This window comes from Thiomonas sp. 13-64-67, assembly GCF_002282795.1.
GTDB classification, from domain to species: Bacteria; Pseudomonadota; Gammaproteobacteria; order Burkholderiales; family Burkholderiaceae_C; genus Thiomonas; species Thiomonas arsenitoxydans.
On the sequence record NZ_NCKP01000006.1, the window covers coordinates 79757 to 97213 of the forward strand.

Sequence of the window (17457 nt, forward strand, 5' to 3'; positions counted from 1 at the left end):
GCGGTGACGAAGGCTGACAACTGATCGAGATCCCATGTCCCAAGACGCAACCGCCCCCGCTCTGCCCCCGCTGCAACTCTCCGGCCTCGAGCCGCTCATCGTCGGCCCCGGCTCGCTGTTCGTCAACATCGGCGAGCGCACCAATGTGACGGGTTCCAAAGCCTTCGCCCGCATGATCCTCGCCGGGGAGTACGACAAGGCGCTGGCCGTGGCACGGCAGCAGGTGGAAAACGGCGCGCAGATCATCGATGTCAATATGGACGAAGCCATGCTCGACAGCAAGGCGGCGATGGTGCGCTTTCTCAACCTCATGGCCTCCGAGCCCGACATCGCCCGTGTGCCGGTGATGATCGACAGTTCCAAGTGGAGCGTGATCGAGGCCGGGCTGCGCTGCGTGCAGGGCAAGGCGGTGGTGAACTCCATCTCCATGAAGGAAGGCGAGGCCGAGTTCATCCGCCAGGCGCGGCTGCTGCGCCGCTATGGCGCGGCCACCGTGGTCATGGCGTTCGACGAGCAAGGGCAGGCCGACACTTTCGAGCGCAAGACGCAGATCTGCGAGCGCGCCTATCGCCTGTTGGTCGATCAGGTGGGGTTTCCGGCGGAAGACATCATCTTCGATCCCAACATTTTCGCCATCGCCACCGGCATCGAGGAGCACAACAACTACGCGGTCGATTTCATCAACGCCACGCGCTGGATCAAGCAGAACCTGCCCGGTGCCAAGGTGTCGGGCGGCGTGTCCAACGTGAGTTTCAGCTTCCGCGGCAACGAGCCGGTGCGCGAAGCCATCCACACCGTGTTCCTATATCACGCCATTGCCGCCGGGATGGACATGGGCATCGTCAACGCCGGGCAAATGGGCGTTTACGACGACCTCGACCCCGAGTTGCGCGAGCGCGTGGAAGACGTGGTGCTCAACCGCCGCCCCGACGCCACCGAGCGCCTGCTCGAAGTGGCTGAAGCGGTGAAGGGCGCGGCCAAAGACGATAGCGTCCGGCTGGCCTGGCGCGAGCTGCCGGTGCGCCAGCGTCTGAGCCACGCGCTGGTGCACGGCATTACCGACTTCATCGTCGACGACACCGAAGAAGTCTGGCAGACCATCCGTGCCGAAGGCGGGCGGCCGCTGCACGTCATCGAAGGCCCGCTGATGGACGGCATGAACGTGGTCGGCGACTTGTTCGGCGCGGGCAAGATGTTCCTGCCCCAGGTCGTCAAGAGTGCGCGGGTGATGAAGCAAGCCGTGGCCCATCTGCTGCCCTATATCGAAGCCGAGAAGCTGGAAATGCAGGCCGCCGGTTGCGATGTGCGCGCCAAGGGCAAGATCGTCATCGCCACGGTGAAGGGCGACGTGCACGACATCGGCAAGAACATCGTCACCGTGGTGCTCCAGTGCAACAACTTCGAAGTGGTGAACATGGGCGTGATGGTGCCCGCCAAGGACATTCTGGCCAAGGCGCGCGAGGAAGGCGCCGACATCATCGGGCTGTCCGGCCTCATCACCCCGAGCCTCGAAGAAATGCAGCATGTGGCCGCCGAGATGCAACGCGACGACTACTTCCGCAGCCGCAAGATGCCCCTGCTCATCGGCGGCGCCACCACCAGCCGGGTGCATACGGCGGTAAAAATTTCCCCGCATTACGACGGGCCGGTGGTGTACGTGCCCGATGCCTCGCGCAGTGTGGGCGTGGCGCAGAACCTGCTGTCCGATCAGGCAGCGGCCTATATCGCCGAGATCGAGGCCGACTACGAAAAGGTGCGCATTCTGCACGCCAACAAGCGCGTGACGCCCTTGGTGCCGCTGGCCGCCGCCCGCGCCAACAAAAGCAAAATCGACTGGTCGGGCTACACGCCGCCGGTGCCCAAGTTCATCGGGCGGCGGGTGTTTCGCAACTACGACCTGTCCGAGATCGCGGCCTGCATCGACTGGGCGCCCTTCTTCCAGACCTGGGATCTGGCGGGCAAGTTTCCCGACATCCTCACCGACGACATCGTGGGCGAATCCGCTCGCCGCGTCTACAGCGACGCGCAGCGCATGCTCAAGCGTCTGATCGAAGGCCGCTGGCTCACCGCCAATGCCGTCATCGGGTTATGGCCGGCCAATAGTGTGAATGATGACGACATCGCACTCTATACCGACGAGAGCCGCAGCAGCGAGCTGATGGTGTGGCATGGCCTGCGCCAGCAGACCGAGCGCCCGGTGGTGGACGGCGTACCCCGCCCCAACCGCGCGCTGGCTGACTTCATCGCGCCCAAGGGCGTGGCGGCGGACTACATCGGCATGTTCGCCGTGACCGCCGGACTGGGGGTGGAAGCGAAGGAGAAAGCCTTCCTCGCCGACCTCGACGACTATTCCGCCATCATGCTCAAGTCGCTGGCGGACCGCTTGGCCGAGGCATTGGCCGAGCGCATGCACCAGCGCGTGCGCACCGAGTTCTGGGCGTATGCGCCCGATGAATCGCTGAGCAACGCCGAGTTGATCGCCGAGAAGTACCGGGGCATCCGCCCGGCGCCGGGTTATCCCGCCTGCCCTGAACACTCGGTGAAAGGGGAGATGTTCGCCGCGCTGCAGGCGCAGGACATCGGCATGTCGCTGACCGAGAGCTGGGCCATGATGCCCGCAGCCAGCGTGAGCGGCTTTTATTTCGCCCACCCGCAGGCGCAATACTTCAATGTCGGCGCGGTGGGTGAAGACCAGAAGGCCGATTGGGAACGCAGAGCCGGTCGGCCGTTGGAGTCGGTGGCGATTCAGGCGTTGGAGCCTGCCAAGGTCTGAATCAAGTCGCTGCGTCGATTTGTTGCGGCTCAGTCCAGTGCAACTCTTTTGGCACTGTGCCGCCGTTCTCGGCCCGCTTTAGCCGCACGGTCTTGTGCGTCAGCCACACAGATCGATGCGCCAGATGACAGGCTGCAGCAGGAGACCGTGACACGAGCGGTGGTGGCGATGAGCTCCTCTGCATCACGGTCGCCCAAAAAGACATTTCTGGCAGAGCGAGACCATTGGGAATGCAAGAAAAAACCGGCGAAAAGCCGGTTTTTTCAATAATGCTCAGTGCGCCGTAGAGGCGCCGCCGCCGGGCGGATGCGCCAGCGGGTCATTCGCCTCCGCTTCACGCAGCGCCTGGGCGCGGGCCTCGTGGCTATGGTCGGCGCCGAGCAGCATGTACATCGCAGGCACGACGAACAGCGTGAACAGGGTGCCGATGGACAGGCCGGTGGCGATGACCAGGCCCATGTTGAAACGGCTGACCGCGCCCGCTCCGCTGGCGAAAATCAGCGGCATGACACCCAGCACCATGGCGGCAGTGGTCATCAGAATCGGACGCAGACGCATGCCTGCGGCGTGTTCGATGGCTTCGCGTTTACTTCGCCCTTCACGCTGCAGGTTGTTGGCGAACTCGACGATGAGAATGCCGTGTTTGGAGATCAAGCCGATCAGCGTCACCAGCCCGACCTCGGTGTAGATGTTGAGGGTGGCGTGGCCGATGCCCAGGTTGATGAACAGCAGCGCGCCCGAGATCGCCATGGGCACCGACACCAGAATGATGACCGGATCGCGGAAGCTCTCGAACTGTGCCGACAGCGCCAGGAAAATGATAATCATGGCAAAGCCGAAGGTCAGCACCAGCCCGCCGGTCTCTTGCTCGAACTGCCGCGACGGCCCGGCGAAGTCGTAGCTATAGCCGACCGGCAGGGTGCGCTTGGCAAGGGTCACCAGATCGTCCAGCGCCTGCCCCTGGGCGATGGTGGGCAGGGAAACGCCCTGAATGGTGGCCGAGTTGAGCTGCTGGAAGTGGTTGATGGTTTCGGGCTGCACGCTCGAGGTCAGGTGCACCACGGTGGACAGCGGCACCATCGCCCCGCTGGCCGTGCGGATGTAGTAGTGCTGCAGCTGGCTGGCATTGAGGCGGTACTTTTGCGCGACCTGCGGAATGACCTTGTAGGAGCGGCCGTCGAGTTCGAAAAAGTTGACGTAACCGCCGCCGAGCATGGCCGACATCGCCGAGCCGATGTCCTGCATGGTCAGGCCGAGTTGCGCGGCCATGTTGCGGTCGATGTGCAGGCGGGTCTGCGGCAGATCGATGCGCAGGTCAGACTGCAGGAAGATGAACTTGCCGGTTTTCAGCGCGTCTTGCAGGAATTTCTGCGACACCTCGTAGAGCTTGTCCGCCGGTTCGGTGGTGGTGATGACGAACTGGATGGGCAGGCCTCGCGAGCCCGGCAGCGGCGGCGGCTGGAACACGGCGATCTGGCTGCCGGCGATGTGATTGAGCTTTTGCTGTAGCTCGGGCTGCATCTGCGTGGCCGTACGGGTGCGCTCGTTCCAGGGTTTGAGCACCATGCCGCCGATCACTTGACTGGGGGTGTTGAGCTGGAACACATGGTCGGTTTCGGGGAAGGTCTTGAACACGTCATAGACCTGCTTGGCATAGAGCGCGCGCTGATCGAGCGTGGCCGTCGGGCTGTTGAACGATATGGCGATGAGCACGCCCTGATCTTCTTGCGGCGCCAGCTCCGACATGGAGGTGGAGTAGAGGAAGTAGATGGAGCCCAGAATGATGACCGCCATCACCGCCGTCACCGGCAGAAAGTTGAGCGAGCCGTGCAGGGTGCGCTCGTAGCGGTTGTGCAGCCGGTCGAAGCTGTGATCGAGGAACAGCACCAGCCGGTCTTGCCAGCTATGGCTCTGCGGGTCGGGCGCCTTGAGCAGCTTGGAGCACATCATGGGCGACAGCGTCAGCGCGATGATGGCCGAGATCACCACGGTGCCCACCAGGGTGAAGGCGAACTCGGTGAACAGCGCACCGGTGAGGCCGCCCATGAAGCCGATGGGCACATACACCGCCACGAGCACGATGGTCATGGCGATGATGGGGTTGGCCAGTTCACGCGCGGCCCGCACGGCGGCGTCATGCCGCGACATGCCTTCTTCGAGGTGGCGGCTGATGTTCTCGACCACGATGATGGCGTCGTCCACCACCAGTCCGATGGCCAGCACGATGGATAGCAGGGTGAGCAGGTTGATCGAGTAGCCCAGCGCCAGCATGATGGTGAAGGTGCCCACGATCGACAGCGGGATGGCGACCAGCGGAATGATGACCGAGCGCAGCGAACCGAGGAAGATGAACACCACGGCGGTGACGATGAGCACGGCTTCGACCAGCGTCTTGATCACCTCGTCGATGGAGGAGGTGACGAACTTGGTCGAGTCATAGACGATCTGCCCCTTCAATCCGGCGGGCAACTGCTGCTGAATATCGGGGAAGACCTTGCGCACGCGGGCCACGACGTCGAGCAGATTGGCGCCGGGCGCCACCTGAATGCCGACAAACACCGAGGACTTGCCATCGAAGGCCACCGAGCTGTCGTAGTCGTCCGAGCCGAGGGTGACGTTGGCCACCTGATCGAGCCGCACCACCTGGCCGTCAACCGTCTTCACCACCATATTGCGAAAGCCACTGAGCGACTTCAGATCGGTGTTGGCCGACACATTGATCTGCACCATCTGGCCTTTGGTATTGCCCGTGGCCGAGAGATAGTTGTTGGCGGCCAGGGCCGAATACACATCGGCGGCAGTCAGGCCGTAGGCCGCGAGTTTGTTGGGGTCGAGCCAGGCGCGCAGGGCGAAATTCTTGGCGCCCAGAATCTCCGCCGTCTGCACGCCGTCGACCGACTGCAGCCTGGGCTGCACCGAACGGGTGATGTAGTCGGTGATCTGATTGGGCTTGAGCACATCGCTGTAAAAGCCGATATACATGGCGTCGATGGTCTGCCCGATGGAGACGGTGAGCACCGGCTTCTGCGCCGCGGCGGGCAGCTGGTTGAGCACCGAGTTCACCTTGGTGTTGATCTCGGTGAGCGCCTTGTCGGGGTCGTAGTTCAGCCGCAGGTTGGCGGTGATGGTGCTGCTGCTCTGCACGCTGCTCGACGTCATGTAGTCGATGCCGTTGGCCTGCGCGATGGCGTTTTCCAGCGGCGTGGTGATGAAACTGGCCACCAGATTGGCGTCGGCGCCGGGGTAGGTGGTGGTGACGGTGACCACGGCGTTCTGCGTGTACGGATATTGCAGCACCGGCAGCAAGCCCGCCGAGCGCAGGCCGAGCACCAGAATCACCAGGCTGACCACCATGGCCAGTACCGGACGATCAATGAAGATGTCTGTGAATTTCTTGTTCATCGCGCTCTAGCCGGTTCAGGAATTGGGCACTTGCGGGTTGGGGTTGTCCGACGGCTGCACGCTGTTGTTGATCAGCACCGGCACGCCATTGCGCAGCTTGAGTTGCCCGGCGGTCACCACGGTGTCACCGGCCTTCAGCCCGCTGAGCACGGCCACCTGGTCTCCGCGCGTCAGCCCGGTGGTGATGAAGCGCTGCTCGGCCACCAGCTTGGGTTTGCCGTCGGCGCCCTTGCCTTCGTCCTTGACCAGAAAGACCGTCGCGCCATACGGGTTGTAGGCCACGGCCGCGTTAGGCAGGGTGATGTAATTGCGCGGCTCGCCGTCGGTCAGTCGTATCGTGGCGAACACGCCGGGCAGCAACTCGCCCTTGGGGTTGGGAATGCGGGCGCGCACCGTGAGGTTGCGCGTGGCCGTGTTGATCTGCGGCTCGACCGCAATGACCTTGGCTTCGAAGGTTTTGCCGGGCGCCGCGTTGGTGGTGAGCTCCGCCTTCATGCCCACATGCACCAGATCGATCTGGTTCTGCGGCACGGTGAAGTCGATGTCCATCGGATCGAGCGCCTGAAGCGTGACCACCGCCGTGCCCGGCGCCAGATATTGGCCGAGGTTGACCTGCCGAATGCCCAGCACGCCCGCGAACGGCGCGGTGACAGTGGCCTGCGCCAGCACCGCCTTTTGCGCATTGATCTGCTCGGCCAGCGCCTTGAGTTGGGCCTGCACGCTGGTCACATTGGCACGGTCGGTGTCAACCACGGCCTGGCTGATGGCCTGCACCTTGAGCTGCGCTTCGTCTCGCGCCAGAGTGATTTGCGCCAGATTGAGCTGGGCCTGCAACTGTCCGACCTGCGCCTGCAGCTGCGCGAGCTGGGCGCGCTGCGGGGCGTCGTTGATCTGCGCCAGCACTTGGCCCGCGCGCACCTTCTCGCCAGAGCGGAAATGAATGGCGGTGACCACTCCTGCAATCTGCGGACTGAGCGAGGCCTGCTGGCTGGCGCGCAAATTACCGAGCGCCTCGACCGTGGGCTGCCAGGATGACTCCTGCGCCACGATGGTCGAAACCGTCTGCGGCGGGTTGGACATGCCCTTGATCGCCTTGGCAATCATGGTGCTCTTGAAGTGCTGGAACCACACCATCCCCCCAATCAGGACGGCGGCGATGATGAGCATGATGATCATGCGCTTGGTGGTGCCTTTGGTCATCTGTGAACTCCGTGTACTGGCTTTTGTAGGGGGGCTGATCGGGAATGCCGAGGGAATATTGAAGGCTTACTTGCTGGCCGACGCAGCGGCGACTGGGGCGCTCTGCTCATCCAGCACACCGCCGCCCATGGCCTGATAGAGGGCTGCGCTGTCGGCCAGACGCTGCGCCTGGGCCGAGATCAGGCCGATGCGGGTTTGCTGCGCCTGCTGCTGCGCGGTGAGCAACTGCAGATAGCTGGCGGCGCCCAGCAGGTATTGCTGATCGACGAGCTTGAGCGACTCTTGCGCTGCCGTATCGGCTGCGGCCTGCGCCTGCAGCGTCTGCGCGTCGTTGTCGAGCGCGCGCAAGGCATCGGCCACATTGCGCAGGGCTTGCAGCACGGTCTGTTGATAGTTGGCTCCGGCCGCTTGCAGGCTGGCTTCAGCCGCGTTTGCACCGGCCTTCAAACCGGCATTGAACAGGGGTTGAGCCAGACTGCCGGCCAGCGACCAAACCGCCGAGCCCGGGCCGAACAAGGCGCCCATGGTGAGCGCCTGAGTGCCCAGACTGGCGCTGAGATTGATCTGCGGATAAAGGTTGGAGACTGCCACGCCGTACTGCGCCGTGGCCGCGTGCAACAGCGCCTGGCTGGCCTGGATGTCCGGGCGCTGCTGCACCAGCGCGGACGGCACGACGACGGGCAGCGTTTGCGGCAAGGTGAAGTCGGCCAGGGTGAACCGAGGAATATCGGCCGCGCCCGGCGCCTGGCCGAGCAACACGGCCAGCAGATGATCGGTCTGCTCGAGCTTGTTGCGCAGCGGCGGGATGCTGGCGCGCGTCTGCTCCACCTGAGTTTCTAGCGTCAGCACATCGGTGCGGGCCGCAGCGCCGAGGGCGAAGCGTTTGCGGGCGATATCGAGCTGGTTTTGCTGCGCCTTGAGGATGGTCTCGGTGGCGTCGATCTGCGCCCCAAGCTGCGCCTGGGTGAACGCCGCCGTGACCACATTGGCCGCCAGGGTCAGCTTGGCCCCCTGGAGCTGGTACTGCTGATAGACGGCCTGCGCGGCCAGGGCTTCGAGCGCGCGGCGGTTGCCGCCGAACAGGTCGAAGTTGTAGTTGACCGCAATGCTGGCGTTGTACAGGTTGAAAATGTTTGTGGCGCTGCTGCTCTGTCCGACAGACGCCGCATTGGTCTGATTGCGGTTGGCGCCGAGCTTGCCATTGACCGTGGGATAGAGCGTGGAACCGGCCTGCGCCTGGTAAGTCTGCTGCGCCTGGCGCAGGGTGGCTTCGGCGGCGGCCAGCGTCGGGCTGCTGCGCTGCGCCGCGTCCACCAAGCTATCGAGGCGGGAAGAGCCATAGACCCGCCACCAGTCGGGCGCGATGCGCTCGACCGTCTGGAAGCGCTGCGCCCCGCCCAGCGTGCCGGGGGCCGATGCGGTCTGCGCGGGCAAGGCCTGGCGGGTGTATTGCTGAACCGAGGGCGCCTTGGGCGTATGGAAATCGGGGCCGACCGTCGTGCAGCCGCCAAGCAGGGCGGCGCCAAGGGCAATCCATAAAACGCGAGGGGTCGCGGGCAAATTCTGCATAAGGCGGTCCGGAGAGGCGGAAGGCAATGGGGGAGAAAAACCTGACGATTTTCACCGCGCGATGCGCCCTAGAGCAGGGCGCTGCGGATCAAAAGCCGACTGATTCTAGGATGCGCTTGCGATTCCTGCCGGGCGCGCTCCCCCGATTGCATGGGACGAACGAGGCGGATGCTAGGGGAGGACGATATGGCCGGGTTGCTTTAGTATGCCAATGAATATCGCAAACACGCCACACAAATGCGCCACACAAACGCCGCTATGCCCCACACCGCGCCGACGTCCACTGATGGCGAATGCAGCAAGGCCGAGTTGCTCGACCGCATCAATCACCTGGGCGGCGCCGAGCTGATCGCGGTGAATGTGCGCAATCAGCTCGCCATGGACCCGCAGACCCATTGCCATGCCCGCGGCACGCTGTTTCTGCTCACCGAGGGTCTGGTCATTGTGGAAACCGCGCAGGGTCGCCAGCTTTCCCCCTCGCAGACCATCGGCTGGATGCCGCCCGGCGTGGAGCACGCGGTGCAGTCTTACGGGCCGACCGCGGGTTTCGGCGCCTTTCTCACGCCGCAGTTCTGCGGTGATCTGCCGGCCGAACCGACGAGCTACCCGGTCAACCCGCTGGTGGCGCTGGTGCTGCAAAAGGCACTGAACTGGCCGCACGACACCCCGCTCGATCTCACCCGCATGCGTCTGCTGCTGGTGCTGCTCGATGAATTACGCCAGTCGCCCGCCCGCCCGCTGCAACTACCCTGGCCGCAGGACGCCCGGCTGCTGAGCATCGCCCGCGCCCTGCTGGGCAATATTGCCAGCCCGCGCACCCTGGAGCAGTGGGCGCGCTGGGCCGACATCAGCGCCCGCTCGCTGAGCCGGAAATTCGTGCTTGAAACCGGCATGAGCTTCGCCCAATGGCGGCAATGGGCGCGGCTGACCCAGGCGCTGGAATGGCTGGCCACGGGCCGGGCGGTGAAGGATGTGGCGCTGTCTCTGGGGTATGACAGTGTGAGCGCCTTCATCAAGACCTTCCGCCAGGCGCTGGGCACCACGCCATCGGCCTACTTCCAGACGCAGCAGCGCAAGCAGGCGGCCTTGAGTCCTCGCGTCGCTGCAGATCAAGAGGCATAAGCTTCAAACGATTCGATCCTTGGATTTGCGTCAAATGCCCATTAGGCTTTGACCCACATTGGGCTTTGACCCATATCGACCGGAGACCTCCCCATGAAATTCGAAACCCTGGCCGTCCACGCCGGCTACAGCCCCGATCCCGTGACCCGTTCGGTCGCCGTACCCATTTATCAGACGGTGTCGTACGCCTTCGACGACACCCAGCACGGCGCCGACTTATTCGATCTGAAGGTCGCGGGCAATATCTACACCCGTATGATGAATCCGACCAACGACGTGCTGGAAAAGCGCGTCGCAGCGCTCGAAGGCGGCGTGGCGGCGCTGACGGTGGCTTCGGGCATGGCTGCCATCACCGCGGCGATTCAAACCCTGGCCGAGGCAGGCGACAACATCGTCTCCAGCAGCCGTTTGTATGGCGGCACCTACAACCTGTTCGCCCACACCTTCCCGCGGCAAGGGCTGGAGGTGCGCTTCGCCGACCCGCGCGACCCCGATGCCTTCGCCCGGCTGATCGACGCCCGCACCCGCGCGGTGTTTTGCGAAACCATCGGCAATCCGCTGGGCAACGTCACCGACATCGGCGCGCTCGCCGCGGTAGCGCACGCCCATGGCGTGCCGCTGATCGTGGACAACACCGTGCCCTCGCCCTACCTCTGCCGTCCGTTCGAGCACGGCGCCGACATCGTGGTGCACGCGCTGACCAAATACCTCGGCGGCCACGGCAACAGCATGGGCGGAGCCATCGTCGACTCCGGCAAGTTCGACTGGGCCGCGCACGCCGACCGCTTCAAGCTGCTGGTCGAGCCCGATGTGAGCTATCACGGCGTGAGCTACACAGCGCAGTTCGGCGCCGCCGCGTTCATCGCCCGCGCCCGCGTGGTGCCGCTGCGCAATATGGGCGCGGCGCTGTCCCCGCTCAACGCCTTTCTCATTCTGCAAGGCGTCGAAACCCTGCCGCTGCGCATGGACCGCATTTGCGCCAACGCGCTGCACATCGCTGCGTACCTGCAAAAGCATCCGCGGGTGGCCTGGGTGCGCTACGCCGGGCTGGTCGACCATCCCGATCACGACGTCGCCCAGCGCATGATGCAGGGCCGTGCCTCGGGCATCCTGAGCTTCGGGCTCAAAGGCGGCCGCGAAGCCGGGGCGCGTTTTCAGGATGCGCTCAAGCTGTTCACCCGGCTGGTCAACATCGGCGACTGCAAGTCGCTGGCCTGCCATCCGGCCACGACCACGCATCGCCAGCTCAACGCGCAGGAGCTGGCTGCTGCCGGGGTGAGCGAGGACATGGTGCGGCTGTCCATCGGCATCGAGAATCAACAAGACCTGATCGCCGACCTGGATCAGGCGCTGGAGGCCAGCGGCCACTGATGTGCAGCGCTGCGGGCGGCTGTCGTCAAATAGGCGGTCTGCCGCGTTAACCACGCACACATTTCATCGGAATCACGGGAGAGCAATATGTCATCCATTCCTCCGCAAGGCCCAGCCACGACGGGAAAAGGCGTCTGGATCGCGGTTTTCGTCATGGGCGCCGTCATCGTGGCCTTGCTGGCCGCGGTGCTTTACAAGCTCAGCGATAGCTCGGGCAGCAAACCCGAAGTCGCCGCAGCCTCAGCGGTGGCCGCGCCCACCAAACCACTGGCCGCCGCGTCGCAACCGGCCAGCGCGCCGGTCGTAGCAACAGGCCTCGCCCCAAGGTCCGCCGCCGAATCGGCCCAGGCGCCCGCGCCCCAGCCTGTGGTCAAACAGCCCGTAGTCGCCCCGCAACCCTCCCGCGTGGCACAACAGACGGCCGCGCCGCAGACCTTCGCGCCGCAACAGTTCGCTCCTCAACAAGTTGCACCGCAAACCGCGCCCGTTCCGGCCGCACCGCAGCAGCCCGTCTGCAATAACTGCGGCACGGTGACTGCGGTCACGCCGGTGCAGGTGCAGTCGCAGCAGACCAACCCGGTGGGCGTGATCGCCGGGGGACTCATCGGCGGCATCCTGGGCAATCAGGTCGGCGGCGGTGACGGACGCAAGCTAGCCACCGTGGCTGGCGCCATCGGCGGCGGCCTTGCGGGCAACGAAATCGCCAAACGGGTGGATGCGCAGACTGTCTACAACGTGCAAGTCCGCCTGGACAACGGTCAGGTACAGACGATGCAGCTCAAGGTCGCCCCTCCCGTGGGACAGCGCGTGCAGATTGGCGCTGACGGCGGACTCAACCCGATTCAATAAAGTCTGCACGCTATTTCTTAACGGCCAAACACCGCCTGTTTACGGGGGGTCGCCACACTGTTCGCGGATGATTGACGGGAAAGATAGAGCGTTACAAAATGGGCTGAACTTTTTGCTTTTTTCCTGAACAGAACTGGTGCTACGTGGCTTGAGTTCATGCTTGATCCTGTGGCCCTCCAAGTTGCCCGGTAGTCTGCTCTACAGACTCTCCCCCCGATCCGGGCATTTCCAGCCAGGTGCGCAAAGCACCTGGCTTTTTTTTGTGCTCAGATCACTCCGATGCCAAGGCGCGGCGCAACTGCATGGCCTCGGCCAGATGGGGCAAACCGATGCGCTGCGAACCGGCCAGATCGGCGATGGTGCGCGCCAGCCGCAGCACCCGATGCGCCGCACGCGAAGACCACCCCAGCCGGGTGATCGCCTGGCTCAGAAACGCGCTGCCGGCGGTGTCGAGGGCGCAGTGCTCATCGAGTTCAGCGCCCTGCAACTGGGCATTGAGTGCCCCTTGCCGCGCCTGCTGCCGATCAGCGGCTATGGCCACACGAGCGGCGATCTGCGCGCTGGTTTCGCCTTGCGGCAACTGCAGCAGCGCATCAGGCGCAATGGCGCCGACTTCGACCTGAATGTCGATGCGGTCGAGCAAGGGGCCGGAGATACGCCCCTGATACCGCGACACCTGGTCGGGCGTACAGCGGCAGGCCCTGGTGGCATGCCCCAGATAGCCGCAGGGACAGGGATTCATCGCCGCGATGAGCTGAAACCGCGCCGGAAACTCGGCCTGCCGCGCCGCGCGGGAAATATGAATGCGCCCGGTCTCCAGCGGTTCGCGCAGGCTCTCCAGCACGGCGCGGTCAAATTCGGGGAGTTCGTCGAGGAAAAGAACATTCTGCGTGGCCAATGAAATCTCGCCGGGCCGGATGGCTCCCGCGCCGCCGCCCACCAGCGCCACCGCCGACGCGGTGTGGTGCGGGCTGCGCACAAAGCGTCGCCCCCATTGCGTCGGATCGAAGCGTCCCACCAGACTGAGCACCGTCGCACTCTCCAGCGCCTGCGCGCGGGTCAAGGCGGGCAACAACCCGGCAAAGCGCTGCGCCAGCATGGACTTGCCGCTGCCCGGCGGACCCACCATCAGCACATGATGTCCCCCGGCGGCGGCGATTTCCAGCGCGCGTTTCGCCGCGCTGTGGCCGCGCACTTCGGCCATGTCGGGCGCGTCGGCAGGCGCGGCCGCAACCTTGGCAGATGTGACCGGCTGCGCGGCGCCGTCCTGTTCGAGCAAATAGGCCACCACTTCCTGCAGATCACGCGCACCAAAAACAGCCGCGGCTTGCGCCAAAGCCGCCTCTTCAGCACTGCTTTGAGGCAAAACCAGACGAGGCTCAGCTGCCTCGTCGTCCCCTTGCGCCCCAAGCGCACACGCCATGGCCAGCGCTCCCCGCGTAGGGCGCAACGCCCCGGTGAGCGACAACTCTCCTGCGAACGTATGCCCTTGCAGACGCTGCGCCGGGATGAGCCCCTGCGCTGCCAGCAGCCCGATGGCAATGGGCAGATCGAAGCGGCCGGACTCCTTGGGCAGATCGGCCGGCGCCAGGTTGACGACGATGCGCTTGTTCGACGGAAAACCCAGCCCGCTATTGATGAGCGCGCTGCGCACGCGGTCGCGTGCCTCGCGCACCTCGGCCTCGGGCAGCCCGACGATGGTAAAGCCGGGCAAGCCGGGCGAAAGATGGACCTCCACCGTGACCGGCGGCGCCTCCATGCCCAGCAGCGCCCGGCTGGCGACTTGCGCCAGCGACATGGGCGCGGGTCAGCGCCAGGCGTCTTCGGGCGACGCGGGCGCGCTCTGCGACCCGTTGTCCAGCCGGGCTTGCAGTTCGCGCACCTGAGCTTCGAGGGTATCGATCTGCTGGCGCGCGGCCAGCAGCATGCGCTGGGTGGCGTCGAACTCGTCGCGCGTCACCAAGTCGAGCCGCCCCGCGGCGGAATGCGCCAGTGCGCGCAAATTGCGCTGCGCATCGTGCAGCGGCGACTGTTCGATCAAGCGGCCGATCTGGTCGAAAAACGCGGTATTGCGTTGGCGAAAGCTGTCGTTCATGGCAAAACTCCTGAAATGACTCCTGGTGCGCATTGTGACCGATTTCCCCCGCCCGGCATGCGGCAGGCTATTGCGTTCTTGCGTCTCGCCAAGGATTGACCGGCCACCGAATGCACCAATGCGGCGCCAATTCTCCCGGCCGCACTGAACCGGTGCATGAATTCCGTTCTCCGTGGACGCCAAACAAGTCACAACGATGTGACATCGCCTCACAGACCTGGCACGAAAGCTGCAGATGCTCCCTGGCATTTGATGGTGGGCGTCTTGCCCGGCAGCACGCACAGGAGAAACTTGGATGAACAAAATCGCAATCGCCGCGGCCGTCGCCGCAGTTCTGGCCAGCACCGCGGGCGCAGCATCGGCACAAACCACCCCCGCCCCCGCAGCGCCTGCCGCTCCCAGCTTGGGTGCGGTGCTCGCCGCAACCCCAGGCCTGAGCATCACCGGCTATGTCTACGGCACTTACGACGACTTCGACACCTCGTCGACCCTGCTGCGCGCCTATGACACCAAGCCCAATGGCTTCAATGCCAACGGCGCCGCTGCGACTGTGGCTTACCTGCCCAGTTCGGGTTTCGGCGGCCAAGTCACGGTGATCGGCGGCAACGACGCCAAGGCACTGAACGGCAGCAACTCGTTTTACCTGAACAACGCCTTCGTGCAATATGCCACCGGCGGACTCACCCTGATGGGCGGCAAGTTCGGCTCGCTGGCCGGCTTTGAAGTCACCAACCCAATGGGCAACGCCACGGTGTCGCGCAGCATCCTGTTCTGGGACATGGAACCCGGCTCGCTCACCGGCGTGCGCGCCAGCTACGCCGTGTCGCCTGCGCTGACCCTGATTGGCGGCGTGAACAACGGCTGGGTCAGCCCGCAGCCGAGCAACACATCCAAGACCATTGAACTGGGCGCAAGCGGTAGCCCGAACTCCATGTTCTCCTACATGGCGGACTACTACCGCGGCCAGTCGCCGCTGTTCGGTGGCTCGACCAATGGCGTGCTGCAACTGCTCGACCTCGTTGGCACCTTCAACGTCAACAGCGCGCTGACCCTGGGCGCCAACGTCGATCTGCTTTCCAAGGACAACGTGCCCCTGGCCAGCGGCGGCACCGGCACCGGCAAGTCCAACGGCCTGGCGCTGTATGCCACCTATGCGTTGACGAGCGAATGGGGCGTGGCAGCGCGCGGCGAATACGTCGATGACAAGGACGGCATGGTCTCCGGAACCAACGGCACCGCCAACAAGCTCAAGGAGCTGACTCTGGCGGTGAACTACGCGCCGATGAAAAACGTCAAGCTGTCCGCCGAAGTGCGCCAAGACAAGTCCGACACTGCAATCTTCTTCAAAAAAGACGGCACCCCCACCACCAAGCAAAGCTCGCTTGAGTTGATGGCCGTTTACTCGTTCTGATCCCACGGGCCTTCGGGCCCACTGAAGGAGCCACACATGAAAATGATCACGGCCATCATCAAGCCGTTCAAGCTCGACGAGGTGCGCGAGTCCTTGTCAGGCATCGGGGTGACGGGCATCACCGTCACCGAAGTCAAGGGTTTTGGTCGGCAGAAGGGCCACACCGAGCTGTACCGCGGCGCGGAATACGTGGTCGATTTTCTGCCCAAGGTGAAGATCGAGGCGGCCGTGCCGGAAGCCCTGGTCGAACGCACCATCGAAGCGATCGAAACCGCAGCCCGCACGGGCAAGATCGGCGACGGCAAGATTTTCGTCTCTGCGCTCGAGCAGGTCGTTCGCATCCGTACCGGTGAAACCGGCGGCGACGCCCTTTGACCCGCCTTTGACTCCCTCCACGAGGAATCCGACATGAAAAAAAGTCTCGCAATTCCCGCAGCGCTCGGCGCGATGCTGCTCGGCATGGGCAGCGCCTGGGCGCAGACCGCCCCGGCCGCTGCCGCGTCCAATCCGGCCGCCTTCATCAACTCCGGCGACAACGCCTGGATGCTGACCTCCACCGCGCTGGTGCTGATGATGACCATTCCCGGTCTGGCGCTGTTCTACGGCGGCATGGTGCGCAAGAAAAACGTGCTCGCCACGCTGATGCAGAGCTTCGCCATCACCTGTCTGGTGACCGTGCTGTGGATGATCATCGGCTACAGCCTGGCGTTCACGCCGGGCAACGGGTTCATCGGCGGATTGAGCCGGTTCTTCCTGGGCGGCATGGGCCTGGATTCGGCCAACCCGTTGGCGCCGACCATTCCTGAGTCGACCTATATGACCTTCCAGATGACCTTCGCCATCATCACCCCGGCGCTGATCGTTGGATCGTTTGCAGACCGCATGAAGTTCTCGGCCCTGCTGTGGTTCATGGGCATCTGGCTGCTGGCCGTGTATGCCCCGATCGCCCACATGGTGTGGGGCCCCGGCGGCTTCCTCGGTGGTGACGGCGTGCTCGACTACGCCGGCGGTACCGTGGTGCACATCAACGCTGGTATCGCCGGTCTGGTGGCTGCGCTGGTGATGGGCAAGCGCGTGGGCTACGGCAAGGAAGCCATGCCGCCGCACAACCTGGTGCTGACCATGATCGGTGCCTCGCTGCTGTGGGTGGGTTGGTTCGGCTTCAACGCCGGTTCCGCCGTGGCAGCAAGTGACCGCGCCGGTATGGCCATGGCCGCCACGCAGATCGCCACCGCTGCTGCCGCACTGGGCTGGATGTTCGCCGAGTGGATCGCTCGCGGCAAACCCACCATCCTGGGCATCACCTCCGGCGCGGTTGCCGGCCTGGTGGCCATCACCCCGGCGTCCGGCTTCGTCGGCCCTGGCGGCGCGCTGGCCATCGGCCTGATCGCTGGCGTGGTGTGCTTCTGGACTGCGGTCTATATGAAGGAAATGATCGGCTATGACGACTCGCTCGACGCCTTCGGCGTGCATGCCATCGGCGGCATCATCGGCGCCATGCTCACCGGCGTGTTCGCGGTCAAGGCCATCGGCGGCACCGCCGGCGCCTTGGAAGGCAATATGGCCCAGATCCTGATCCAGGCCAAGGGCGTGGGCTTCACCATCGTCTACGACGCCATCGTCACCTTCGTCATCCTCAAGGTCATCGACAGGGTCATCGGCCTG

12 protein-coding genes are annotated in these 17457 nt (G+C 64.5%); 7 read left to right on the forward strand and 5 right to left on the reverse strand.

Translation table 11 applies throughout. The features are described 5' to 3' along the window. Positions 1-34: 34 nt before the first annotated feature. On the forward strand, positions 35-2773 hold the full coding sequence (gene metH, locus B7X30_RS02935; RefSeq protein WP_286728904.1) for a methionine synthase: 2739 nt from the start codon (positions 35-37) through the stop codon (positions 2771-2773). A gap of 273 nt (positions 2774-3046) precedes the next feature. On the opposite strand, the gene B7X30_RS02940 is transcribed toward metH, so the two are convergent. The 3 genes from B7X30_RS02940 to B7X30_RS02950 form a co-directional block, all read right to left on the reverse strand. Further along, complete coding sequence (locus B7X30_RS02940; protein ID WP_276705871.1) at positions 3047-6175, reverse strand: efflux RND transporter permease subunit; 3129 nt, start codon at positions 6173-6175, stop codon at positions 3047-3049. A gap of 15 nt (positions 6176-6190) precedes the next feature. Further along, the gene (locus B7X30_RS02945; protein ID WP_013124263.1) at positions 6191-7375 is read right to left on the reverse strand and encodes an efflux RND transporter periplasmic adaptor subunit; all 1185 of its coding nucleotides are present in this window, start codon (positions 7373-7375) and stop codon (positions 6191-6193) included. Between the two features lie 66 nt (positions 7376-7441). Beyond that, positions 7442-8944: an efflux transporter outer membrane subunit gene (locus B7X30_RS02950; protein ID WP_286728905.1), complete on the reverse strand. Its 1503-nt coding sequence runs from the start codon at positions 8942-8944 to the stop codon at positions 7442-7444. Positions 8945-9181: 237 nt separating this feature from the next. Here B7X30_RS02950 and B7X30_RS02955 point away from each other — a divergent pair, with 237 nt between their 5' ends. The 3 genes from B7X30_RS02955 (at position 9182) to B7X30_RS02965 (ending at position 12286) form a co-directional block, all read left to right on the forward strand. Beyond that, positions 9182-10066: a helix-turn-helix transcriptional regulator gene (locus tag B7X30_RS02955; RefSeq protein WP_286728907.1), complete on the forward strand. Its 885-nt coding sequence runs from the start codon at positions 9182-9184 to the stop codon at positions 10064-10066. A 93-nt stretch (positions 10067-10159) separates the two neighbouring features. Next, entirely contained in the window at positions 10160-11437 is a 1278-nt protein-coding gene (locus B7X30_RS02960) for an O-acetylhomoserine aminocarboxypropyltransferase/cysteine synthase family protein (RefSeq protein ID WP_286728909.1), read from the forward strand. An 87-nt stretch (positions 11438-11524) separates the two neighbouring features. Then, positions 11525-12286: a glycine zipper 2TM domain-containing protein gene (locus tag B7X30_RS02965; protein ID WP_286728911.1), complete on the forward strand. Its 762-nt coding sequence runs from the start codon at positions 11525-11527 to the stop codon at positions 12284-12286. Positions 12287-12557: 271 nt separating this feature from the next. Here the strand turns inward: B7X30_RS02965 and B7X30_RS02970 are convergent, their stop codons facing one another. Together B7X30_RS02970 and B7X30_RS02975 are read right to left on the reverse strand one after the other, a co-directional pair. Then, a complete protein-coding gene (locus B7X30_RS02970) occupies positions 12558-14084 on the reverse strand; it encodes a YifB family Mg chelatase-like AAA ATPase (protein ID WP_286728913.1) in 1527 nt (508 codons plus the stop codon). A 9-nt stretch (positions 14085-14093) separates the two neighbouring features. Continuing rightward, positions 14094-14381: an accessory factor UbiK family protein gene (locus tag B7X30_RS02975; RefSeq protein WP_013107212.1), complete on the reverse strand. Its 288-nt coding sequence runs from the start codon at positions 14379-14381 to the stop codon at positions 14094-14096. Between the two features lie 295 nt (positions 14382-14676). Between B7X30_RS02975 and B7X30_RS02980 the strand changes: the two genes are divergently transcribed. The 3 genes from B7X30_RS02980 to B7X30_RS02990 all read left to right on the forward strand — a co-directional run. Continuing rightward, on the forward strand, positions 14677-15792 hold the full coding sequence (locus B7X30_RS02980; protein ID WP_286728916.1) for an outer membrane beta-barrel protein: 1116 nt from the start codon (positions 14677-14679) through the stop codon (positions 15790-15792). Between the two features lie 36 nt (positions 15793-15828). Then, positions 15829-16167: a P-II family nitrogen regulator gene (locus B7X30_RS02985; RefSeq protein ID WP_013107214.1), complete on the forward strand. Its 339-nt coding sequence runs from the start codon at positions 15829-15831 to the stop codon at positions 16165-16167. Between the two features lie 33 nt (positions 16168-16200). Continuing rightward, positions 16201-17457: ammonium transporter (locus B7X30_RS02990; RefSeq protein WP_286728919.1), on the forward strand; the 1257-nt coding region annotated here is incomplete at its 3' end.